The 24,056-nt window shown below is 55.5% G+C and carries 18 protein-coding genes; 4 read left to right on the top strand and 14 right to left on the bottom strand.

Going from position 1 to position 24,056, the window contains the following annotated elements; all coding sequences use genetic code 11:
• Nucleotides 1–9: 9 nt before the first annotated feature.
• From NSS83_RS22850 to acpS, 5 genes are all read right to left on the bottom strand, one after another.
• Nucleotides 10–2,919, bottom strand: coding sequence for an extracellular solute-binding protein (locus NSS83_RS22850; RefSeq protein ID WP_341346536.1), 2,910 nt, complete (start codon nt 2,917–2,919; stop codon nt 10–12).
• A 156-nt stretch (nt 2,920–3,075) separates the two neighbouring features.
• On the bottom strand, nt 3,076–4,491 hold the full coding sequence (locus tag NSS83_RS22845) for an extracellular solute-binding protein (RefSeq protein ID WP_036700024.1): 1,416 nt from the start codon (nt 4,489–4,491) through the stop codon (nt 3,076–3,078).
• 798 nt (nt 4,492–5,289) lie between these two features.
• On the bottom strand, nt 5,290–6,327 hold the full coding sequence (locus NSS83_RS22840; protein ID WP_341182722.1) for a LacI family DNA-binding transcriptional regulator: 1,038 nt from the start codon (nt 6,325–6,327) through the stop codon (nt 5,290–5,292).
• Nucleotides 6,328–7,170: 843 nt separating this feature from the next.
• On the bottom strand, nt 7,171–8,544 hold the full coding sequence (gene mutY, locus NSS83_RS22835) for an A/G-specific adenine glycosylase (protein ID WP_341346535.1): 1,374 nt from the start codon (nt 8,542–8,544) through the stop codon (nt 7,171–7,173).
• A gap of 31 nt (nt 8,545–8,575) precedes the next feature.
• Nucleotides 8,576–8,980 (bottom strand): holo-ACP synthase, encoded by a 405-nt coding sequence (gene acpS, locus NSS83_RS22830; RefSeq protein WP_341182725.1) that lies wholly within the window; start codon nt 8,978–8,980, stop codon nt 8,576–8,578.
• A gap of 281 nt (nt 8,981–9,261) precedes the next feature.
• On the opposite strand from acpS, the gene NSS83_RS22825 reads away from it, so the two are divergent.
• Nucleotides 9,262–10,080 (top strand): alpha/beta fold hydrolase, encoded by an 819-nt coding sequence (locus tag NSS83_RS22825; RefSeq protein WP_341346534.1) that lies wholly within the window; start codon nt 9,262–9,264, stop codon nt 10,078–10,080.
• Nucleotides 10,081–10,155: 75 nt separating this feature from the next.
• Here NSS83_RS22825 and nadE read toward each other — a convergent pair whose 3' ends face one another.
• The 3 genes from nadE to NSS83_RS22810 form a co-directional block, all read right to left on the bottom strand.
• Nucleotides 10,156–10,965 carry an ammonia-dependent NAD(+) synthetase gene (nadE, locus tag NSS83_RS22820; RefSeq protein ID WP_341346533.1) on the bottom strand — a complete coding sequence of 270 codons (810 nt, stop codon included), beginning with the start codon at nt 10,963–10,965 and terminating at the stop codon, nt 10,156–10,158.
• A gap of 146 nt (nt 10,966–11,111) precedes the next feature.
• On the bottom strand, nt 11,112–11,546 hold the full coding sequence (locus NSS83_RS22815; RefSeq protein ID WP_341182728.1) for a BrxA/BrxB family bacilliredoxin: 435 nt from the start codon (nt 11,544–11,546) through the stop codon (nt 11,112–11,114).
• A gap of 182 nt (nt 11,547–11,728) precedes the next feature.
• The gene (locus tag NSS83_RS22810; protein WP_341182729.1) at nt 11,729–13,414 is read right to left on the bottom strand and encodes an ATP-binding protein; all 1,686 of its coding nucleotides are present in this window, start codon (nt 13,412–13,414) and stop codon (nt 11,729–11,731) included.
• Between the two features lie 197 nt (nt 13,415–13,611).
• On the opposite strand from NSS83_RS22810, the gene NSS83_RS22805 reads away from it, so the two are divergent.
• Nucleotides 13,612–14,871, top strand: coding sequence for an NAD(P)/FAD-dependent oxidoreductase (locus tag NSS83_RS22805; RefSeq protein WP_341182730.1), 1,260 nt, complete (start codon nt 13,612–13,614; stop codon nt 14,869–14,871).
• 138 nt (nt 14,872–15,009) lie between these two features.
• Here NSS83_RS22805 and NSS83_RS22800 read toward each other — a convergent pair whose 3' ends face one another.
• Nucleotides 15,010–16,278, bottom strand: a complete 1,269-nt coding sequence (locus tag NSS83_RS22800; RefSeq protein WP_341346532.1) for an ABC transporter permease — start codon at nt 16,276–16,278, stop codon at nt 15,010–15,012.
• On the bottom strand, nt 16,257–17,054 hold the full coding sequence (locus tag NSS83_RS22795) for an ABC transporter ATP-binding protein (protein ID WP_341346531.1): 798 nt from the start codon (nt 17,052–17,054) through the stop codon (nt 16,257–16,259). Before NSS83_RS22795 ends, NSS83_RS22800 begins: the two co-directional genes overlap by 22 nt.
• Before the next feature lie 335 nt (nt 17,055–17,389).
• On the opposite strand from NSS83_RS22795, the gene NSS83_RS22790 reads away from it, so the two are divergent.
• A complete protein-coding gene (locus NSS83_RS22790) occupies nt 17,390–17,857 on the top strand; it encodes a MarR family transcriptional regulator (RefSeq protein WP_340757330.1) in 468 nt (155 codons plus the stop codon).
• A gap of 147 nt (nt 17,858–18,004) precedes the next feature.
• On the opposite strand, the gene NSS83_RS22785 is transcribed toward NSS83_RS22790, so the two are convergent.
• From NSS83_RS22785 to NSS83_RS22775, 3 genes are all read right to left on the bottom strand, one after another.
• Nucleotides 18,005–19,519, bottom strand: coding sequence for an MDR family MFS transporter (locus NSS83_RS22785; RefSeq protein ID WP_341182733.1), 1,515 nt, complete (start codon nt 19,517–19,519; stop codon nt 18,005–18,007).
• A 9-nt stretch (nt 19,520–19,528) separates the two neighbouring features.
• Nucleotides 19,529–20,107, bottom strand: coding sequence for a GNAT family protein (locus NSS83_RS22780; protein WP_341182734.1), 579 nt, complete (start codon nt 20,105–20,107; stop codon nt 19,529–19,531).
• A 179-nt stretch (nt 20,108–20,286) separates the two neighbouring features.
• A complete protein-coding gene (locus tag NSS83_RS22775) occupies nt 20,287–20,586 on the bottom strand; it encodes a hypothetical protein (RefSeq protein WP_036700151.1) in 300 nt (99 codons plus the stop codon).
• A gap of 231 nt (nt 20,587–20,817) precedes the next feature.
• Here NSS83_RS22775 and NSS83_RS22770 point away from each other — a divergent pair, with 231 nt between their 5' ends.
• A complete protein-coding gene (locus NSS83_RS22770; RefSeq protein WP_341182735.1) occupies nt 20,818–21,297 on the top strand; it encodes a GAF domain-containing protein in 480 nt (159 codons plus the stop codon).
• A gap of 235 nt (nt 21,298–21,532) precedes the next feature.
• Here NSS83_RS22770 and NSS83_RS22765 read toward each other — a convergent pair whose 3' ends face one another.
• A complete protein-coding gene (locus NSS83_RS22765) occupies nt 21,533–23,965 on the bottom strand; it encodes a glycogen/starch/alpha-glucan phosphorylase (protein WP_341182736.1) in 2,433 nt (810 codons plus the stop codon).
• Between the last annotated feature and the right edge of the window lie 91 nt (nt 23,966–24,056).

Genomic DNA, 24,056 nt, shown 5'->3' with positions numbered 1-24,056 from the left:
AGTCCCTCCCTATTCCCTTCGTTTCAAATCGAACTCTGCTCTCTTCTGATCAATCTCATAGTCGATCTCCTGCACATAATCGTACAGGGCATCGGCGGTATTCGTTCCATTGTTGATGACCTCGCGCAGCGCATTGTCCAGATGTCGGCCCGTGAAGTAACCGCCCGGCACCTCAGGCACACCCTGCACCCATTGCCACTGCTCCTCCAGATGGCGGTAATCGCTTGTCGGCCACGGCAGCTCCTTAAGCGCTTCAACGTTGGCGGTCGGATACCGCGCAGCCGCGCCCATGAGGCCCTCCATCTCCCGGCCGAAGCGGACCTGCGAATCCTTGTCTACCCACCACTTCATGAATTCCCAGGCGGCATCCTTGTTCTTAGCCTGCTTAAGCATCAATGCGGCGGTGCCCCCGCTGGCCACATCCCTGCGGATACTGCCGTCCGGCTGCTTCGTGCCCGGAACCGGAATGAATTCCCATAGCCCCTTAATCTCCGGCGCGGATACGCTCAGATAGTTATAGAAGGTATAGTCTTGAATGCCGACCGGCATCTCGCCGGTGCGGAACCGCATCGGGAAGTCGAAGATCAGCGGCAGCTTGTAGCTGGTATAGAAATTGGTCCAGTCCTTGAAGGCAGCCAGCCCGGTCTCTGTATCCAGTCCGCTCTTCGCTCCGTTATTCAGATAAAAGGACCCGCCCATCTGATAGAGCAGCATGGCATAGGCGCGGTTGACCTCCAGCACCGGCACGCCTGTCGTCTGCGCGAGCGGCAGCGCCATATCCATCCGGTGCTTCTGCAGCACCGGAATCATTGCATATACCTCATCCCAGGTCTGCGGCGGCTCAAGATTCAGCTCCTGCAGAATATCCTTCCGGTAGAACAGCATGTTGAAGATCTGCTGCTCCGGCAGGGCAAAGACCTGATTCTCGAACCGGTACGGCACGAGCGCGCTGTCTCTGAACTGCTTCACCACTTCCTCATAGCCGGGATACTTCGACAGATCCTCTGCCGCTTTGCGCATCCCGAAGTTCACCGGCATATCATTGCCGACCTGCATCGCCACATCCGGGCCTTCCCCGGCCAGCGAGGCGCGCAGCAGCACATTCGGACTCACCAGCTTCAGATTGACACCGATGCCGGTGAGCGGGGTAAATGTATCATCAATCATTGCCTTCAGCACCTGCGCCTGGTCGCGGCCGGTTCCGATCCATACATCAATGGTCTCTCCGTTCTCCGTGGTATTGCCAATGGTGTTGTAATCCTCGAAGAACGAATGGGTGAAGGACGACACCTCATGCACAAGCTTCCTGAACCCGGAAGCATTCGCCTTTGGCAGCTTCACTTCCGGCGAAGACAGCAGCAGGTAATCAATTTCCAGCGGCTGCTCCCGTACCTCCAGAATCCAGGAGCCTACGCTGCCCACGTTGATTTTGAACTGCGACAGCCGCTTTTGCACCGTTTCCGGCTTATCGGCCATGTCCGCCAGCTGATAGGCAGTTTTATTCAAGGTTGCGGTTTTATCACTCTTTTCCCCTGTAAGCCGGACCAGCTCTTCCGATACACCATACAGAATCTTGCTCTGCTCACGGAAGACCGCCGTCATATCCGGGATTTGCTCCTCCAGCCTGTAATCGCGGTACGGATCCGGCACATTGCCTGTAATCATCAGGATTTTGCGGTACATCGCATTAATGTCCAGCACACTGGCCTCCACCTGGCGCAAGAGCGGCGCAATGGCTCCAAGGCTGACCTCCAGCTGCAATTCGTGTTTCCCTTTACTTAAATAGAATAAATAAGGCTCCTCATCGTTCCCCAGCCGGTTCATCTGCCAATCCGAATCATAGTAGAACGGAATCTGCAGCATCTCCCGGAACGGAATCTCTCCGTCAATCCGCATAGAGCGTGTGGAATATATCCCTCTTAGCAGCTCCTGCCGGCCTTTGATGGTGATGTTGTACAGACCGTCCTCCGGCGCTTCCACCTCCCAGGCGATCCATTGGCCCGGTACCCGCCAGTTGTTGCCGCCAATGGTATTCATTCTGATCTTGGAGACATCGTACGGCTCTGTTGAAGGGCTTGAGCGGTCTGTGACCGGATACAGGGTCGGGGAGGACTTGTAGGCCGCCGCTTCCCCCTGCACCTTCACCGCGTGCCCGCTGGTGGCCTTATATCCCTTGGCCTCGTAGCTCTGCTTCACCTCTGCGTAGGCAGCGGGTGCAGCGTAGCTGTGCAGCTTAATATAGTCGATGACCATCGGTTCTCTGCTGGATACCATCGTCAAGGTGTGCCTTCCGGCCGACAGATAGAATTGGTAAGGCTCCTCATAGTAGCCTTCCGTATCTCTCAGCAGGGTCTCCTGCCAGGCCGGGGCCTCAATCTGGCGCGGCCGGAGATCGTTATCCCGGTTATCCTGCTGGATCACCGGGTTCTCATTGACCCAGATCCGCCCGAAGGACAGATTGCGGGCGCTGGTGAACGGCAGCTTGCCGTCGATCAGCAGCTCACGTTCAATCGCCGAGCTTTTGCCCTTCACCGGATAATACCGGACAGAGATGTGGTACAGCCCGGACTTCGGCACATCCAGCTGCCACTCCACCGAACCGCTCTCCTCCGTTCTGACGTATCTTCCCGTCTCACCGCCAAGCTCCGTCAGCACCTCCGGGCTCATCCCCTCGGCCCCGGTATAATCGGCTCCCTTCAGCATAATTTCTTCACGGGGCTGCTCCCCGCCCTCGTATTGCTGCAGATAATGCTCATAGCTGCCCTCAGGCGGCTGCCGCATCTCCTGCCCGTTCCCCGTCACACCTTGTGCCTGGGCAGCAGGCAGCTCTGCACTTGCCGCAGGCAGCGCCATCATGGAGATCAGCATGACGGTTACAAGTGTCCGGTTCATCATCCGCCGGGATAATGATATTCTCACTCGGGTTCCCTCCTCTAGCAGACTTGCAAATTAAGAGTGATACAGGTGCACACGGCTACGCCGCCCTATAAGGGCGGCTGCCGATTCTGCGGACTACCACAGCAGGTATTGCGCAGGACAAGCAGGTATTACCCTTGTTATAAGCTGTCCTGTTCCCTATTTCTTCTCTTTATCCTGCTCACCGCTCAGTACCTTCTTGGCTGCGGCCTGCGCCGTTCCAATGACTTGGGCCACCCCGGTGGACGGTGTAATCTCGCCCTTCAGAAATTTCTCAGTCACCTTATCGAGCTGATCCTTGACGCCAAGACCGCCGTAACGTCCGCCGAAGACCCGCTCCACCTTACCTTCATCATTCATCGCATTGGCGATAGAGGCTTCATCCGGCAAAACATTCTCCATCGACAATCTGCGGTTCTCCTGCCAGCTGTCGAACGGCTGCAGATCCTCCCAAATCTTCACGATGGTATCCGCATCCTTGACCCCTTTGGGAATGGCATAGGCTGCTGTCTGGCCCAGCGGATCGTAGTACTTATCGGCCTGCGGGCCTTTTGGAATATAGACATATCCCCATTCATCCTTCATCTTGCCGAGAATACGCCCCTCGATTTCCCAGAGACCGCCCGGATACATAGCCACCGTTCCTTCTCCAAAATACTTAGCCGGATCTTCCCAGTCATTGCCCTCGTTAGGCTTGAATACCTTATCCTGGGTATAGAGCTTATGAAGGAAGTTAAGCGCTTCCATCGATGCCGGTGAGTCAAAGACCGCCTTCTGGGTAGCTTCGTCATAGATTTTGCCGCCGTTGCTGGCGATCAATAGCTCTGAGATTACATAATGGGCTCCGGCCAGACCGTACTGATCCATCTTCCCGTCCCCGTTCTTGTCAATCGTCAGCTTCTTCGCCGCATCAAGCATCGTATTCCAGTTCCAGTTATCCTCATCCATCAGCTGCTGCGGGTCCTTCAGGCCTGCTTCCTTGAAAATACGCTTGTTGTAGAACACGCCGCTGTCGTTCGGGCTGTACCAGCTCTCCAGGCCATAGACCTTGTCGCCGCCGAAGCGCATGGAATCAATCACGCTCTGATCGATGAGTGAATCCTTCAGATAATCATCCAGCGGTGTAAGGAAGCCGCCATGCATCAGGCCCCAGATGAAGCCGTCCGGCAGCCGGACAATTTCGGCAAACGGATCGCTTGCCATAACGGAAGAGGACAGCTTCTCAGCGGTGGACCAATACTCTGTATTCAGGTATTTAATCTTGACGTTGTATTTCTCTTCCACCGCTTTGATCCGCTCGCGGGCAAGCTCATCTGCCTCTGAATCCCCGACAGGAGTGGCATCCCACCAGTGGGAAATGCGGATCTCCCGCCCGTTCAGATTGGCAGCCGGTGTTGCCGAAGGCGCTTCCGTTGCCGCTGCTGGCGTTTCACTGGCTGCCGGAGCCTGAGTCGCCTCCGCCGCCGGTGTTGCCGGTGCAGCCGCATTATTCCCGCCGCTGCAACCGGTTACAAGTGTAACTACGGCTGTCAGCAGCATGAGCCAAGCCGAGCTTTTCTTCTTTAACTGTTTCACTGTTCGCCACGCTCCCCTAATTTCAGTGATGTTAAGCCAAACCAAGATTGAACTGATTCAAGATTGAAATGATCCAAGCATGTCTGCGTCCGTCCCCCCCGCTCCCTTCACAATGTCATATTTATATAGTGGCGTATGCCAGCATATAAGCTCTTAAGATAAGCCTGGAAATGGTAAAAAACTTGGTAAATGAGCTTGGATACGGTTATTGCCGCTCTCTAAGGGCGGTGCCGGTACAGAGAGAAATACGCGGCGATACATGGGCTATGCCGTCGCTCTGAAGGTAGTACTTCTCTGGAGGGACGGAGACGGCTTGTTGTACGGCCCATGACGTTCCATTAAGAGCGGTACTGCTTCAGAGGGAATACACGGATTAGCTGTGCACGGGTCATGCCGTCCCTCTGAAGGCGGCTTCTCTTGTGGGAAATACAGGGTAACTGGTTGGTTACGGCTGCGAATTTCTTTTATTTTTCAAATTGTCAGCAAATTCGCTAACTCGCCTTGTCCCTTATGTACCGCTAGAGTAACCGCTTACTCAAAATCTAAAAAATAATGAAATGGGTTTCATGAAATCCATTTCATTATAACTTCTGGTTATCCGCTGGTCAATCCTACTTTACACAAATTTCATGCTTCAATCTAAAAACTTTCCAGTATACAGGCCCCCTCGTGCTGACGCACTCCACATACGCCTGGAAAGTTCTTGACCGCCCCTGGATGAACATACTCGAATACGTGCGCGGCAGACTTGGTTGGTAAGCAGCTTCCGGCGGGTGATATTGCTGGCTATTCTAAGAACTATTCTGCAGGATTTTTCGGGCGTCCCGTGCTGTCGCGTACCACCAGCTTTGGCTGGAGTACCGTCCGTTTCTTGGGATTTCTGCCGCTGATCAGCTCATGAAGCATCTCTACAGACAGCTCCCCCAGCTGGTTGGTGTTCTGCGACACCGTGGTCAGCTCCGGAATTACCGCTCTGGACAAGGGCGAGTCGTCGAACCCGACGATCGACAGATCCTCCGGTATCTTCAGCCCATGCTGGGTGGCAGACTTCAACGCCCCGATAGCTGTAAAATCATTCACACACAGCACCGCTGTCGGCCGGTCCTCCTGCTCCAGCATCCGGTCCATCAGCGCCCGCCCGCCCTCGATCGAGAAGTCGTGGAACATGACCCAATCCTTGCGCAGCGTAAGCCCCTGTTCTTTCAGCTTCATCCTCACAGACTTCAGCTTCACTTGGGTTGTGGAGGTCTCCTCCATTCCCCCGAGGAACCCGATTCTCCGGTGCCCCAGGTCCAGCAGATGCTGGGTGGCCAGTGCGGCCCCTTCCTCTTCATCGGTATAAATGCGGTGCAGGCCGCTCCGGGGCAGATTACCGTTGACCAGCACGATCGGCACATGCTTCGACAGCTCCACGACTTCCTGTGACAACGCCGGCGGGCACTGGTTCAGGTTAATTCTGCCGCCCAGGAAAATAATCCCGTCCACTCTTTTCTCCCGAAGAATGCTAAGGTACTCCGACTCGCGGCTATGCTCACCCGCCGTATCGCAGAGGAAGAAGGTATAATGCTTCTCTCTGGCTACATTTTCGGCTCCCCAGAAGACTTCCGGGAAAAAGGGGTTGGTGATGTCAGGCAAAATCATGGCGATCGTGCCGGTCTCCTTCTTGAGCAGACTGCGGGCAAGCGCGTTCGGCTGAAACTGGTGCTTCTCAATCACAGCCATGATGATCTCCCGGGTGCTCTCCTTGACCGGAGCTGTATTGTTGAGGACACGGGAGACTGTGGCTACGGACACCTGGGCCTCCTTGGCGATATCATATATGGTAATCGTCTTCATCCTTTACCTCCTTGGTCTCTCGTTCCTGGCTTATGCAACTTACATCCGGGGCGGATGGGTGCGGGGGTTGGGTTGGGGTGAGGTGGGGAAGTCGGCTGAGAGCCAGGGTGAGGAGGGCAGGGGTAGGGCGCGGGGGATGGGTACAGCGGATTTGAGGGGCATTTGTGCCCCTCATTTCAGCTAATCGCCCGCTTTTGGCTAATTCAGGGGCATTCGTGCTCCTCATTTTGCTCAACCGCCCGCTTTTGACCAATTCAGGGGTATTTGTGCTCCTCATTTACGCCTGCTGCCTACTTTGGATACTTTTAATGGGATTTATCCCTTTGATTGCACCGTGCGGCTCCACTTTCGGCACATTCAATGGGATTTATCCCTTTGATTTCACCGTGCAGCCCACTTTCGGCACATTCAATGGGATTTATCCCTTTGATTTCACTGTGCGGCTTCACTTTCGGTACTTTTAATGGGATTTATCCCTTTGATTTCACCGTGCGGCTCACTTTCGGCTCATTTAATGGGATTTATCCCTTTGATTGCGCCGTGCGGCGGCTCACTTCCGTTAGTGGCGCACATATACTATACTTTCGGCTGTTGAGGTCAGGTAATATATAGTTCCAGTTTGTCCACATCCGATAGCCACAATTTGCTCAACAGCACACGGAAGCGGAGGCACTCTTTTTAGAAGGACGGCAGCCGTTGCAGCGTTGGTGAGAAGATAAGAGAAGCACCCTCGTTCAGCACTAAACATACTAATCTTTACACTGCAACCGGCAGCAGTGATACTCATATCTCGGTGGACTGTATCGCTCAGCGGGTAACAACATCACAGTTGTGGCTTAGAGCCTACGTCTCTTGCTCATCGAAATAGCTGTTCAGCAGCTTGAGGAACACATTCGGAAAGGCGTAATTCTTCATGTCCTCGCGGCTGATCCAGCGCTGCGCTCCGCTGTCTGCCGCATCGGCTGCGGCATCCCCGCTGTCGAACAGCGCCAGCGGTGCGTCTTCCGCAAGCTGTATCCCCAGCGCCGCAGCCACGCGCTCCGCATGTGCCGCCCCAGCGTCCACCCCCAGCGCGCCATCCGCACGCTCCGCATGTGCCGCTTCAGCGTCCGCGCCCAGCGGGCTGTCGCCGCGCTCCGCTTGCGCCGCCCCGTACACGGCGCGGCTCTCCGCTGCCAGCGGCAGCGCCGCCTCTTCCCTGCAGCGGTACACCTGCAGGGTCCACACAATATGGCTGAATGTATGCTCCGCAGCCATCCAGTGCCCCTCAGGCCGGGCGTGAATCCCGGCCTGGCTCATGGACCGGCGCAGCCGGTCCAGCGCTGCCGCTTCCGGCAGCAGCGCACCTCGCGCGCCGCCGGCCTCAGCAGGCGGCGCAGGCCAGTGCGGCAGCTCCCACATGCGGGCCAAAAGCCCGCTAGCCGGCCGCTGCCGGATCAGTACCCGGCCCGCGTGCTCGCCGCGGCCCTCCACCAGAGCAGCCAGCCGCTCCTCCGGACGCGGCGGCTTCGCCTTGGTCTTGACGGGCAGCGAGGCCTCGCAGCCCGCCAGCCGCGCGGCGCAGTGCTCCATCACCGGGCACGGAAGGCAGCGCGGTGATTTCGGCGTGCAGATGAGCGCGCCAAGCTCCATCAGCGCCTGATTGAAGCTGCCCGCCTCCCCTTCGGGGATGAGCTCGGCGGCGAGCTTTTCCATTTTCACACGGGTCGGGCCTTTGGCAATGTCATCCTCAATCAGAAAATACCGGGATAAGACACGCATCACATTGCCATCCACCGCCGGCTCCGGCCGGTTGAACGCGATGCTCAGAATAGCACCGGCGGTATACGGGCCTACGCCCTTGAGGCCGAATACGGCATCGCGGTCATCCGGTACCTGACCTCCGTACAGCTCCTTGACCTGCTTCGCGGCATGCTGGAGATTCCGGGCACGTGAGTAGTAGCCAAGTCCCTCCCAGCACTTCAGCACCTCTTCCTCCGGTGCATCAGCGAGCGCCTCTACAGTCGGGAATTGCTCAATGAAACGGTTGAAATAAGGAATTACCGTATCTACCCGGGTCTGCTGCAGCATAATCTCTGAGATCCAGATGTAATACGGGTTGCGGTGGCGCCGCCACGGCAGGTCCCGCTTCTGGAGGTGGTACCATTCCAGCAGGAACCGGCTGAAGAATAACTTGGCTTCCTGCTGCGCTTCTATGTGCTTCTCATCTGTGTTCATCGTTATTCTCCTTGCCGTTCATATTATATAGTTACAGGCTGTAGCCGGGTGTCCGCTCCACCACCGCGAAGGCAGAGGCCAGTCCGCGGCTGTGCGTAATAGTGAGATGAATGACATACTCCTCCTTCGGCAGCCCCAGCCGGGACCAGGCCTCCGCAGACAGGATGGCTACTGGTTTGCCCAGTGCATCCGGCAGAATCTCAATGTCCTGAAAACCCACCATCTGACCGATTCCGCAGCCGAGCGCCTTCACAACCGCTTCCTTGGCCGAGAATCTTCCGGCGATGAATTCCGCGGTCTTTGCGCCTTTGCCTGCGGCCAGCGCCAGCTCCTGCCGGGTCAGAATTCTCCGGGAGAAGCGGCTGCCCAGGCTGCCCTCCGTAATCCCGGCAACCCTGCCGATTTCCAGCACATCATGCCCGATTCCGTAAATCACACTCCCACACCTCTCCTGTCTCTGCATTCCTTAACCCTCTTATATTACCTTCTATCCTTACCCTGCGTCTAATGATATGATCTTGCTAGGACTCCACAGATCTCATGTAACAGTGAAGCCTGTCAGCATCTTGACCAAGTATTATTAATAATAGTCTTAGCGTCAGCTTTCTGCTATCTTAAAAGAAAAAAAACTGAAAGTCTATCACGCACAAATCAGGTATATCAGGTAAAGAAGTACAACCGCCAGTTCCAAGATATGTAGGAAAGGAAGAATACCTTATGTCCCGTAATTTTGAATTACCCGCAGGTGAGGATGCGGTGCTTCGCTGTTCCCATTTTCCCGCCCAGGGAGAGGCCCGCAGTGTGATAGTCATCGCTCACGGCTATAAAGGCTTTAAGGATTGGGGGATGTTCCCGTATACGGCACAGGCGCTCAGCGACGAGCATGAAGTAATCACCTTCAACTTCTCCCATGCCGGCATCGGCGAGGATCTGCAGAATTTCACCGAGCTGGACAAATTCGCCCGCAACACCTACCAGCGTGAGATCAAGGATATGGAGATCCTGCTCTCTTATCTGAGCCAGCACCACAGGTTCGGCAGCCTCCCGCTGTTCCTGCTAGGGCATAGCCGCGGCGGGGGCGACTCACTCCTCTACGCACTGGATCATCCGGCAGAAATCGCCGGGGTCATCTCCTGGAACGGGATCACTAACCTGGATCTGTTCACAGAGCAGCAGAAGAGTGAGATGCGGGAAAAGGGCCGGACCCATGTGCTCAACGGACGGACCGGACAGCAAATGCCGCTGGATGCCATCATTATAGAGGATCTGGAGCAGCAGGCGGAGCGTTACCAGATTATGGAGCGGATGAAGCAGGCCAGCTTCCCGGCCGTTCTGATTCAAGGCAGTGAGGACGGAGAGCATCTGCGCCGCGGCTCCGGGCAATTGATCAGGCTGCGGCCGGATATTGAATGGGTGCAGATTCCAGGCGGCAATCATACCTTTTGCACCGTTCATCCTTTTTCCGGAACGACACCCCAGTTGGAACAGGCGATATCCGCTACCAGAGAATTCATCAACCGGGTACTGGCGAAGTAGATTCTTACTCTTACCAAAAAACCGCCGGAGCGTCTGCATCAAACACAGCGCCCCGGCGGCTCCGGCATAACCTGCTTAGATCCCCGGAATACTATCGCGCTTATGCGCCGTTCTCCGGAAGAAGCGCTCCAGCTTCTCAGCCGCTTCACGGCTGACGGTCTTCCCCTCCAGATAATCGCTGTTCTCCTCATAGGTGATTCCAAGCTCTGTCTCATCCGTCTGGCCCGGCCAGAGTCCGGCCGTCGGCGCTTTGGTCACGATATCCGCCGGCACGCCAAGTGCCGCAGCCAGCTGACGTACCTGCCGTTTGTTCAGGGAAGAGAGCGGTGTAATATCGACGGCACCATCGCCCCACTTCGTATAGAATCCGGTAATGGCTTCAGAAGCATGATCGGTACCCACCACCAGCAGATTGTTCTCAAAAGCAAGCGCATACTGCATCACCATCCGCGTTCTCGCTTTTACATTCCCCTTGCCCTGATGGGTAATATGCTTGTGCTGTCCCAGGGCCTTCAGGCTATGCTCGACCTCCAGGGCGATCTCGTTCACCGCTTCTTCGATATTGGTCTCCACCGTATGGGTCAACTCAAAAGCCCGGGCCACCGCATAGCTGTGCTCAATATCCTCCTGCTCCCCGTAGGGCTGGAATACCCCGAGTGTCATATACTCCTTGCCTTGCTCCGCCGTCATCTCGTCCGTAGCCTGCTTGCACAGACCCGCAGCCACCGCGCTATCCACACCTCCGCTAATCGCAATCAGCAGACCTCTGGCCCCCGCCTGGAGCGCATACGCTTTCAGAAAATCTACACGCTTACGTATCTCCGCATCCGTATCAATTACCGGCTTAACTCCCAGCGTAGCAATAATCTCTTCCTGCAGACTCACAGGACCACCCCGTTTCTTAGAATTGTATTCCCTAGCCCTATTACAAGTAGAAAAAAAATCCCGCATGAGCCAAGCCTCCGGCTGACGGCTGGCTGATGCGGGATCATTACTTATTCATGCTGCTGCCCTCAGGCTGCAGTTCATTATTACTGGCACACACGGTCAAAAACTTCCTTCAGCTCCGCAGCAATCTCGGCGGCCGAACGGTCTTCCACACCGTGACGTTCGATGAAGTGAACCAGCTCGCCGTCTTTCATCAGGGCGATGGACGGGGATGATGGCGGATACGGAGCGAAATATTCACGTGCCTTGGCGGTAGCTTCCTTCTCCTGACCGGCAAATACGGTGAACAGGTGATCCGGCAGAATCTCGTTCTGCAGCGCCTGGGCTACCCCTGGACGGCACTGTCCGGCGGCACAGCCGCATACGGAGTTAACAACAACCAGCGAAGTTCCCTTGGCTGCCGGAAGGGCTGCTTCCACATCCTCCGGGGTCAACAGCTCCTGAAATCCGATGCTTGTCAGATCGTCGCGCATAGGTTGAATAGAATCTCTCATATATTGATTAAAAGACATGGACATTTCTCTGCACTCTCCTTCATCACTTGAATTGAGATACGGCCCTGGACCCGGATAACGTTACCGCGTTCCAGCACTACTTGCTAACTTTATTATACATACATACTCTGCGAAAGCAAGAGAAGCAGCCTGCTCCAGCCTGCCGCTGCACAGCCCCGAAACGGTGCCCGTCCTCCCGGAATCCGCTACATATATACAGGGCTCTGGAGCGCTCCCTCTCTGGATTCTACCGGAAAAGTAACGATGACCGAGGTCCCGCAACCGACCTCCGATTCTACCCGGATCGTCCCGTTATGCCGCTCTGCAATACTAAGACAGAGCGACAGGCCAAGACCTGTCCCCTGGCTCTTAGTGGTGAAGAACGGGGTGAACAATTGTTGCAGCTGGCTCTCGGGCATACCGCTTCCGGTATCCGTTATAATCAGCAGCACGGTATCCTCATGCTCACAGGCAGCCAGCGTCAGTACGCCCTTGGCCTCCATCGCCTCCATGGCGTTGCGGGCCAGATTCAGAATCAGCTGCTTAATCTCCCGGACATTGAGCTCTAGCAGCGGCATCGTAGGACTGATCTTCAGTTCTACACTTTGGCCGCGAAGATTGGCATCCGCCCAGATCAGCGGCGTAAGCTCCTCCAGAATAGGTTGGAGGCCGGCCGGCTCCTTGTCCGATACACGGGTCTGTGCCAGCGACAGAAAGTCATTGATGATGCTGTTGGCCCGGTCCAGCTCCTCCATAACAATATGATAATAGGAATGGAGATCCTCCGGGCTCTTTTCCCGCATCAGCTGCAGGAAGCCGCGTACTACCGCCATCGGGTTACGGATCTCGTGCGTAATTCCCGCAGCCATCTGCCCGACCAGCGACAGGCGCTCGACATTGTCAAGCTCGCTGCGGATTTTCTCCTCTTCCGTCAAATCCTGAATAATCATGACGACTCCGCCCGGCAGCCCTGATTCATGCTGGAGCGGCGCGGTAAAAATATGATAGGTCATCGAATCGACCCTGATCTTCGTATTGGAACGCTGTCTGCTGCGCAGAACGCCCTCTAACCGGGCCAGGGTAGCCTGATCCATGCTTTGGCCGAAGACCTCTCTTGCCGGACTCGACAAAATAACCTCTCTGGTCAACAGGGGGCAATGACGCTGCATCAGAGTCAGCATGTATTCATTCAGCTCCGTCACATACCCGTTGTCATCGAACTCCATAATATTCAGCGGCACCACATTCGTGATCTGCTGCAACTTCTCCGATTCCCACTGGAATTTCTCCGAGATTCCCTGCATCTGTATCTTGACCTGCAGCTTGTCCCAGGCCTTATCGATATAGACGATAAACAAGGCGCCCAGAATTAAGGCCGTCAAGGCATATAACCCGGCCAGGGCAGCTTCAGCAGGATGGATATTAAGGATGCTCCGGCCCTGCATATTCGGTACAATGACAATGAACAGCATGCTCGGAAAAAGCGCGCCCCACAGAATGCCGATTTTGCCGGGAATCGCGGATTTCTTGAACAGCCCGGACATGCCGAAGAGCAGCGGATACATCAGCACCCCTGTATTCAAGAAAAGATGCTCTATCCCTGACGGCATCGAAAATAATGCAGTACAGAAGAAGAAATACAGTGCCAGGTACACGCTGGAGGGCAGGTTACCATATAAGATCCCGATATAGGCCGGGAGAATCGCCAGATTCAAATAGACCACCCCGAACATCGTAGCCGATAGGGCCATGCACAGCGTAATGCCCAGCGCGCAGCAGATCATCAGAAAGATATGATCATCGGGGAACCTGATGTTCCGGCGCAGGGGATCGCCCCGGTCCAGCCTCCACTGAAAAAGAAACAGGAACATGCAGGCAGCTGATATTTGCAATAAAATATCCTTTACCGCATAAATAATTGCAATCACTCCTCAAATTGGTTAAAATTCCTTTTCCACTTAGATTAAAGCATAACCGCGCTTTCCTGACAACGATAATCAGGTTTCGACACTCAGGATCTGGCTACACTCCGTCTGGAATGGTATGATGCCGTTAATAGAGTGTAGCAATAAGCAAAAGGAGCAAATGAATGAATAGCTATGATGTAATCGTCATTGGAGGCGGCCCGTCCGGGCTGATGGCCAGCGTAGCCGCAGCCGGACACGGGGCGTCCGTACTTCTGATCGACAAAGGGGCGAAGCTCGGCCGCAAGCTGGGGATTTCGGGCGGCGGGCGCTGCAATGTTACCAATATAAAGGAGACCTCAGAGCTGATCGCCCATATACCGGGCAACGGCCGTTTTTTATACAGCTCGTTTGACCATTTCAACAACCGGGATATTATAGATTTTTTTGAGGGGCTGGGCATCGCCTTGAAGGAGGAGGATAACGGGCGGATGTTCCCTGTATCGGACAAGGCCGCAAGCGTAGTCTCTGCGCTAGTTGGCAAGGTCCGTAGTCTTGGCGTGCAGATCATGACGGACAGCCCGGTCCGTGAGGTGCTCTACGAGGAAGGGGCCGTCCGGGGCATCCGCCTGGAGTCAGGCAAGGCCTTCAGCGCGAAGGCTGTCATTATCGCCACCGGAGGCAAGTCCGTGCCGCAGACCGGATCTACCGGCGATGGGTACCCTTGGGCTGCCGCTGCCGGACATACGATCACGGAGCTGTTCCCGACTGAGGTCCCTATTCTCTCCAGGGAGCCGTGGATCAAATCCGGGGAGCTGCAGGGCTTGTCCCTCCGCGATGTCACGCTGAGCGTCTGGAATCTGAGGGGCAAGAAGGTGATCTCCCACCGGGGAGATATGATCTTCACCCATTTCGGCTTATCCGGCCCGATTGCGCTGCGCTGCAGCCAGTTCCTGCGCCAGGTTCAGCAGAAGTCGGGAACCGACACCGTGGAGATGTCCATCGACCTGTTCCCGGACCTGTCCCTCCAGGAGGCGGAATCTATGCTCCAGAATAAGCTCGATCTGGAGCCGAAGAAGGCTATCCGCAACTCGCTGAAGGGACTCCTGCCCGAGCGCCTGATCCCGCTGCTGCTGGCGAAGGGGGGGCTTGATGGGGAGATTACAGGCCATCATCTGCCCAAGACTGGCCTTGGGGCGCTGGCTGCCCTGGTGAAGAGGATGCCCGTTCAGGTTCATGGGACACGTTCCCTTGCGGAAGCCTTCGTGACCGGCGGGGGAGTTGCGCTCAAGGAGATCAACCCCAAGACCATGCAGTCCAAGCTGACCGCAGGCCTCTATTTCTGCGGTGAGATTCTTGATATTCACGGTTATACCGGCGGCTATAATATTACCGCTGCCTTCTCCACCGGCTATACGGCCGGCAAGCATGCGGCGGAGCAGTAAAAGCGGATAAGCAGCGCCTGTATGTAGCGGCTCCCTGGTGTGGCATCCGGGAAGCATATATCAGCCTCCGGAATGCTGCCATAACAGACCTAACAGCAAGAAGCCTTCCCCCGGCTTGTGGAGGAAGGCTTCTTGCTGTTATCTGGCAAACCTTATGACACTGAATATGCGGCCGATCCAGATTCCGGCGGCAGCCCCGACAGGGATGAAGATCAGCAAGCCCCACCAGCCGTAGGCCGGAATGCAGAGTACTGCTGAGCATAAGACGGCGAAGGGCGTCAGCAGGATAGGCATCGCCTTGGAACCGGCATCCGCCTTCTGCACCTTGGTGAACGGCAGAATGCCGATATAGTCATCCCCGGAGAACAGATTCCAGAAGGAGGTCAGCCAATAGGCCATCAGGCAAGTCAAGATGGCGTACAGCAGCCATTTCAGCACTACCGGCACAATAAATATTGCCACCAGCGACACCCCGGTGAATTGCAAATACAACTTGAGATGGGCCGGATTGCGCAGCATCGCCTTGATCCCTGCGGCGGCGAAGCGGCTCTCAGGCAACTTCGAAGCCAGCAGCGGCTGTGACTTGCGGAAGATCCAGGGCTTGTAGCGTGTCGGGCGCGGCTTATCCAGCACACGGCGCAGCAGAATCGCTGCAATGCTCATCCGCTGCTTGTAGTCCTCGCGCACATCATTCATGAACGTGCCGCGCAGGCGCAGGCGGGCTCTGAAGGCCAGGACGGTCACTGCCGCGTAGGCGGCAGCCGCAAGGAACAGAAGGGCCGGGCTGTCCTTCCAGAAGAGTGCGAGACGCAGGTAGATCCCGCAGGGTACGGCCACCGCCAGGATCAGCCACAGCCGGCGGCGGAAGCCCTGCCGCTGCACCTTGACGATATGGCCCAGCAGCTTAACGGCCCAACTGCAGGCTATCGTCAGCGCCAGCAAGCCATAGGCGCTTGCCGCGCTCAGATCATAGCCGCGGATCAGAAACGGCAGCAGAATGACGTATACCGCCGCCATCTTCAGCGCAGTTACCGCTAGACTATAGACCATTCCGCCCCTGAGGATCGTGCTGATCCAGTTCTGCCGCTGCCGCAGGAACAGCAGATCCCCTTCCTGGAGCAGCAGCACGATGCCTCCCGTAGCCAGCAGAATGGCCAGCAGCGAAGGCACGACCACAAAGGGGACATGGCTGAACCAGCCCGGAAGATCACCGTTCCAGTAGCCATAATAGAAGCGGCCCCCGAGGAGGCCCCCCGGGATGAGGATATACAGCAGGACTGTCCAGTCTACAGCCGTACGGATAATAGCCGTCTGCTCCCGGAAATGGGAGAACAGTCTTCGTCTTAAGAGATTCCTTGCAGCCGGGAACGCAAATGAATTCCGGCTCATGTTAATTCGTCGAAGCAATCAAACAGCGATCCCTCCGGCAGCCCCGCTTCCCCGCGTATCTCCGCAAGTGTCCCCTCGGCGGCAATTTTGCCTCCGGAGATCAGAATGAAGCTGTCGCAGATTTTCTCCGCTGTATCCAGAACATGCGTGGACATCAGCACCCCGGCACCGCGCTCCCGCTCCGCCTCCAGCAGCCGCAGGAAATCCTTGGTGGCCCTGGGATCAAGCCCGATGAACGGCTCATCCACTATATAGACATCCGGCTGTACCAGGAAGCCGAGCATGAGCATCATCTTCTGTTTCATCCCCTTGGAGAAGCCCGCCGGCAGATCATCCCGCACATGGGTCATGCTGAACTGTACCAGCAGCTGTTCCGCCGTAGACTCGAAGGCTTCATAGCTTAAGCCGTACGCGGCAGCGGCCAGATCCAAATGCTCCCACAGCGTAAGGTCCTCGTAGAATACCGGCTGCTCCGGTACGTAGGCGTAGGACTGGTTCTCGCCGCCCAGTTTCACCCGGGCCTTGGCATGCTTCAGCAGACCAAGCAGCGTCTTGATGGTAGTGCTTTTGCCGGCCCCGTTCGGTCCGATCAGTCCCAGCAGCTCACCCTTCTTCACCTGGAAGGAGATTCCTGAGATGCGGATGTCTCCTGCCTCATAGCCCGCTTCCTCAATCACCACATCAAGCACGGTATCCTCTTCATCCTCATCATCGTCGTCGTCGTAATACTTGTTGATCAGGTCCTCCGTCTGCTTCGGAGCCTTCTGTTCATCCAGACCTTCTGTCTCTTCCATCTCTATCTCCATCCCCTGTATCATCATTGAATATAATGCGATCATAGCACCATAGACAGGCCTTTGCTGCAATAATTTTCACCCTTCACCCGTCCCGCAGTCTGTAGCCTTCATTATACGGACTACCGGTGGCCGACTTCAAATTTCGCACAGGTATACATTTTTTTAGCACCTTCAAAAGATTGTTCAATTTTTTATTATTAAAAGTGTGCTTATTGTGACAAATGACATGTTCTTCAATCTTTGTTTGACGTATTGTAAAACTAGATATCAGGAAGCAAGTATTCCAAACCGTGCGGATAAGCCCGTACGATTAACAATAGAGGTGGAGAAGCATGATACAATCCTATGAACGCGATACTCAGTTGACCCTGCATTTGTACAGAGTTTTTGCCAAGTCCTTCAAGAGCATTAACGAGCATGCTGTAACCGGCAGCAAGATCGAAGGCTTCAACCCGACCGCCTTCGCAGTTATGGAGGTTCTCTATTACAAAGGATCGCAGCCGATCCAGCAGATCGGTGCCAAGCTGCTGCTTCAGAGCGGCAACGTTACTTATGTGATCGACAAGCTGGAAGAACGCGGGTACCTGCAGCGCAAGCCTTGCCCTAGTGACCGCCGCGTTATTTTTGCCGAGCTGACTACAGAGGGCGAACGTCTGATGAACGAGATGTATCCGAAGTACTCGGAGCGCCTGCATCTGGCCTTCAGCGGACTCAGCGACGAAGAGAAGGAACAGATGATTGTGCTGCTGAAGAAGATGGGCCTGCAAGCCGAGAAGCTTTCCCCGCTCCCGCGCAAATAAGGGTAGTTGAGGAATCAGCGGTTGTGAATCTATTCACTAATTCAGCCGAATATGGGTTGTTCCAAAAAGCATGAAACAGCTGCTTGGAACAGCCCTTTGTTTTTTTCGCATACAATAATCAGGACAATCCGTGCTAAGACTTCAAGCTTAACGCTTCGACGGTGTGCTTGCTTCCTGTATGGAAGGCACCCCTTGGTCAAGACGCACCGAGATCACCAGGGAGATCACAGCGAACACCGCCATTACGATGAACAGGGAGTGCAGACCGCCCTCCAGCGCACCTTGCAGACTGCTCCAGGCTTCCTTAGGCAGTACGCTTCCGCTATGCGGGTTAAGCAGCTGGTTGATATCCGCGCCGGAGGCGGCGGCTCCCGGCTGTTCCGCCAGCTTACGGTCAATGCTGAAGTTCAGCCACGAACCGAAGATCGCCACCCCCACCGTCTGCCCGAGTGAGCGGGTGAAGGTGTTCAGTGCCGTAGACGCACCGCGCTGCTCATGCTGCACCGAGGACTGGGCGATAATGGTGAAGACGGTCGAGGCATAGCCGAAGCCCACCCCGCAGCACAGCATCAGTATCAGAAGCAGCAGCTGGGAGGAGTCTGCATTCATCAGCGTTAGTCCGACAGCCGCGATAACAATCAGTGACAAGCCGAGCATTCCCGTGCGGCGCGTGCCTGCGCGCAGAATCATCCGCCCGCCCGCAATGGAGCCCAGCATCCAGCCGACCGACATCGGTGCCAGGAGCAGGCCTGAGAGGGCGGCGCTTTTGCCGAATACACCCTGTACCCACAGCGGAACATACGTAGACAGGCCGATAATGAGCGTACTGACCAGCAGATTTGCACCTGTAGAGACTGCAATATTACGGATGGAGAACAGCTCCAGCGGCAGCATCGGCTCGGCGGCCCGGCGCTCCACGAACAGGAACACCACCAGCAGCAGGACAGCCGCGAGGAGAATAGCCAGGAGCAGCGGAGAAGTCCAAGGCAGACTCTGCCCCCCTGTCGTCAGACCAAACAGCAGCGCCCCCATCCCTGCAGCGAACAGCAGCACTCCGGCTACATCGATCTTCGTCTTGCGACGGACCTTCTCTTCCTTCAGGTAACGCGAGATGAAGATAATCGACAGCAGGCCGAAGGGCAGATTGAACACGAATACCCAGCGCCAGCTTAAGTAATCCACTACATAACCGCCAAGCAGCGGTCCGACCAGCGAAGAAATTCCCCACACCGAGCTAAGCAGCCCCTGCGTCTTCGCCCTTTCCTTCAGGCTATAGATATCTCCGATAATGGTAAAAGTCATCGGAATCAGCGCCCCGGCACCGATCCCCTGAATCCCCCGGTAAATGATCAGCTGTTCCATACTCTGCGAGATCCCGCATAACAGCGAGCCTGCGAGGAAGACTACAGCGCCGCCTATGAACACGGGCTTCCTCCCGATCAGATCACTCAGCTTACCAAAAATCGGCGTGGTCACTGCCATCGCCAGCAGATAAGCTGTAAAGATCCAGCTCAGCCACTGCATCCCCTGAAAATCCCCTACGATAGCCGGTCCCGCCGGACCCGTTACCGTCCCTTCAATCGCTGCCAGAAATGTGGCCAGCAGTACGCCTGTCAATATTAACTTTCGCTGCTTTTCCCCCAGTGAACTCAATGAATCCATACCCTCTCTCTATGTTCTCTCTGTTCTCTCTCCTGCGCCCGTATCGCCTTGCAGCAGGGAGTACATCACTACATCCTGATAGCCGGACGCCGTATGCCGGTATTGCCGCAGAAGCCCTTCCTGCCGGAAGCCAAGTCCCGTGAGCAGCCGCTCTGCGCGAAGGTTGTCCGGGTGGCACAGGGCTTCCATCCGGTTCAGCCCCATGCTCTGAAAGCCGAACGCAAGCACCAGCTCCAGCGCTTCCCGCATGTACCCCCGGCGCATGGCTGCCGGTGACAGCTCGAAGCCGATCTCTCCCCGGTAAGCGCCTTGAAGCTGCCAGTGGTTATAGCCGCAGCTGCCGATGACACTGCCTTCCGGGTCAAGGATGCTCCAGCGCAGGCTCTCTTCCTCCGCGGCCCACTCCGCCAGCAAGGCAATCAGTGCTTCTGCATCCTCCACAGAGGACAGAGGCGGGCCATCCAGCCAAGGCGCTACCGCCGGATGGCTCCAAATCCCGAACAGCGCCTGCGCGTCCGCAGGCAGCATCGCCCGCAGATGCACCCTCCGTCCGCTTAATTCCGGGATAACCCCTCCGCACACATACATGTTCCCGTCCCCTTTCAACCCTACCAGTATACATCTTATTCTGCCCGGGCGGCGCGTTTACCTGTCACTTCCGCTTACCCATCACAAACAGCGTCTGACCCTATGGCTTGCCGCCACACGGTCAGACGCTGTACCTTATACCAAATGTTATGTTACATTCCGTGCAGCAGCATTCAGAATTAACCCGACGCACCCGCTGCCTTAACCGGCTTAAGCACTTCGGTGCACAGTACCCCAAGCTTGGCCTGAATGGCTTTGAATTCTTCGATTCCCGTTCCCGTGACACTATAAGCGTCGCCATGGGCGGTGAGGAAATTCTCCTGGGTCAGCCGTTCCAGCTCCTGTTTCACTTCGCGCTCCGCCACCCGGTACCCCAGGTTCTCCAGCTCCGGCAGCATTTCCGTTAGTGTCAGATCCTTCTCATGTGCACAATATAGCATATGGATTCCAATAAACAAGTTCTGTACATCAGCGCGCATGTTTCACTCCTTCTGGCTACCTAGCCTGCTGTATTTATAAAAGCATTACCCTGCCCTGAGTTCCCGGAAACATCCTCACTTCAAGGGTTCTTACTTCTTCCTCTTCTTCCACTAAGCGGAAATACCTGTTAATCCTTGATTGTACTTGACGTATCACGCTTCCCTGTACTATCTTGATAGTTAACAGTTATGGGATTCATACTGACTCAAGGTACAGGAAGGTGATGCTTCATGTTTCAAGCCATGCCTTATGATGGCACTCGCAGCGAACGGTTCGAGGCCGTTCTCAGCCAGCTCGGGGCACTGATGGAGGGTGAACCGAACGCCATTGCCAACTTGGCCAACGCTTCGGCGCTGTTAAAGCTCTCTCTGCCGGACACCAACTGGACCGGTTTCTACTTGTTTGACGGCAAAGAGCTGGTGCTCGGACCCTTCCAGGGACTTCCGGCCTGCATCCGGATTCCGATGGGCCGCGGTGTCTGCGGAACCGCAGCCGCTGAACGCCGCACACTAGTGGTCGGCGATGTCCATGCCTTCCCGGGGCATATTGCCTGTGATGCTGCCTCTAACAGTGAAATAGTTGTTCCGCTGGTCAAAGGGGACACCCTTTATGGCGTATTGGATATCGACAGCCCGCTCAAGCACCGCTTCGACGACGAGGAGCGCCGCTTCCTCGAACGGTTCGCAGCCATGGTATCCGAGGTGCTGTAAAGATAGCCTTCATTATCAGCAGCAAATAAGCCCTGAAACTCAAAATAACCCCGCAAAGTGGAGCTTAGCTTTGATGATGACTCAGGTACTTTGCGGGGACCCCAAAACATATCAATTCTTATCTATCAAAAAAGCCGCCCCACCGCAGGAATGATTCCTGGATGGGGCGGCTTTTGCTGCTCTGGTTACACCGCCCGAAGCTGCGGCTATGAAGCTGCAGGCCGTACCTATGGCGTTACAGCCGGACCGGATCGATATGCCAGATCTCGGCGGCGTAGCGGCTAATCGTGTTGTCGCTGGAGAACTTGCCGGAATGGCCGATATTGATGATGGACTTCTTCAGCCACTCCTTCTGATTCCGGTAAGCCAGGTCAATCTTGACATGGGTCTCCACATAGCTGGCGAAATCCTTAAGCACGAAGAATTCGTCATTGTTGTCAATCAGCGACTGGAAGAGCGTATCGAACTCCTGGGCATGGGAACTGAAGGGGCCTGGGACGATTAGCTGATCCAAGACTTCTTTTACCCGGCCGTCGCCATTGTAAATATCACGGGCGTGGTATCCGCCGTACTGGTAATAATCAAGTACCTGCTCTGCACGGAGGCCGAACAGGAACATATTATTGTCCCCTACCATCTCATGCATTTCCACATTAGCCCCGTCCATGGTTCCAATCGTCAGCGCACCGTTCATCATGAACTTCATATTGCCGGTACCGGAGGCTTCCTTGCTCGCCGTGGAGATCTGCTCGCTGACATCAGCGGCCGGAATAATCTTCTCCGCCAGCGATACAGAATAATTCTCCAGGAAGAAGATACGGATCTTCCCGTTAATGTCCGGGTCTTTGTTCACTACATCAGCCACCGTATTGATCAGTTTAATGATCCGCTTGGCCAGATGATAGCTTGGAGCAGCCTTGGCACCGAAGATGAAGGTCCGCGGCACGATATTAATGGATGGATTATCCTTGATCTGATTATACAAATGCATAATATGAAGCACGTTCAGCAGCTGACGCTTATAGGCATGCAGGCGCTTGACCTGTACATCGAAGATCGAGTCAGGATCTACCGCAATACCGTGCTTTTTCGTGATATATTCAGCCAGGTGCAGCTTGTTGCGGCGTTTGATGGCGGCCACCTGCTCCTGGAAGGAGGCATCCTCACTGTATTTGATCAGTCCGATCATCTCCTGGGGCTGATGCATCCAGCGGGTGCCGATCGACTCGCTGATCAGTCCGGCAAGCTCGGGATTGGCATGCTGCAGCCAGCGGCGGTGCGTAATGCCGTTGGTCTTGTTATTGAAGCGGTGCGGATACATCTCATTGAACAGCCGCATCTCACGCTTTTGCAGAATCTCCGTATGCAGCGCCGCTACACCGTTGACACTGTGGCTGGCGACAATCGCCAGATGTGCCATGCGTACCTGATCGTCATGGATGATCGCCATCTGATTGATCCGGTCCTGGTCTCCAGGATATTTGCTCATCAGCTCGCCGCAGAAGCGGGCGTTAATCTCTTCAATAATCAGGAAGATGCGCGGAAGCAGCTCTCTGACCATGCCGATCGGCCACTTCTCCAGGGCTTCGCTCAGAATGGTATGGTTAGTATACGATACCATCCGGGTAGTCATGCTCCAGGCCTGATCCCAGCCCAGATTATAGACATCCATCAGAATGCGCATCAGCTCAGGGATCACCAGCGTAGGGTGAGTGTCATTGATATGCAGGGCTACCTTGTCAGGCAGGCTGTCAATCGGCAGGCCTGTCTTGGCGAAGGTCCGGATAATACTCTGCAGGCCGGCACTGCACATGAAGTACTGCTGCTTCAGACGAAGCAGCTTGCCTTCGTACTGGGAATCATCGGGATACAGGAATTCAGAGATGGACTCCACCGAACGCTTGTATTCCAGGAATTTGTGATAATCCGTACCGCCCTGAGCACCGAAAACTCTCGATGGCTGGGTGATGGACTCGGCACTCCAGTTCCGCAGCGTGTTCACATGTCTGCGGTCTGCACCGATAACCGGGATATCATACGGAACCGCCCGTACAGCCTCATAATCCTTGTGCTCGAACACAAGCTCATCATTCTCCCAGCGGGTGTCCACATGTCCCCAGAAATGCACCTCTACCTGCTTATCTTCACGGCGGACTTCCCACACGTTATCATTCTGCAGCCAGTAATCCGGGAGCTCCACCTGATAGCCGTCTACAATCTTCTGCTCGAACAAGCCGTATTTATAACGGATGCCGCAGCCGTGTCCTGCATATTGCAGGGAAGCGAGCGAATCCAGGAAGCAGGCGGCCAAGCGCCCGAGCCCCCCGTTGCCCAGGCCGGCATCGGCTTCGACCTCTTCGATATCCTGCAGACAGAATCCCAGATCCGCAAGGCCCTCGCGAACGACCTCCAGCACACCCATGTTCAGCAGGTTATTGCCCAGCAGCCTGCCGATCAGGAATTCCATGGAGAAATAGTATACCTGCTTATCCTTGTCGATCTTGAACTTCTGATTGGTGGCCGCCCAGTCCTTACCGGCATTCTCGCGGATCATGTTGCCGAGAATATTATAAATGTCGGCGTTCGAAGCTTCTTCAAGCGGCTTGCCTAATTTCCCGATGAGTTTCTCGCGGAACACTTGTTTGAAAGTCTCTTTATCGTTGAACAACAGCAGGTTCCTCCTTACAGAATGCATGTATTTGTTGATAATAGTGCCTATTACAACACTGGATCAGAAGAAATGCCCCTAGCGGCACATT

The organism is Paenibacillus sp. FSL H3-0469 (assembly GCF_038051945.1).
GTDB lineage: Bacteria > Bacillota > Bacilli > Paenibacillales > Paenibacillaceae > Paenibacillus_AQ.
Note: the sequence above shows the minus strand (reverse complement) of the source record. Positions and strands in the feature narration are given on the sequence as shown.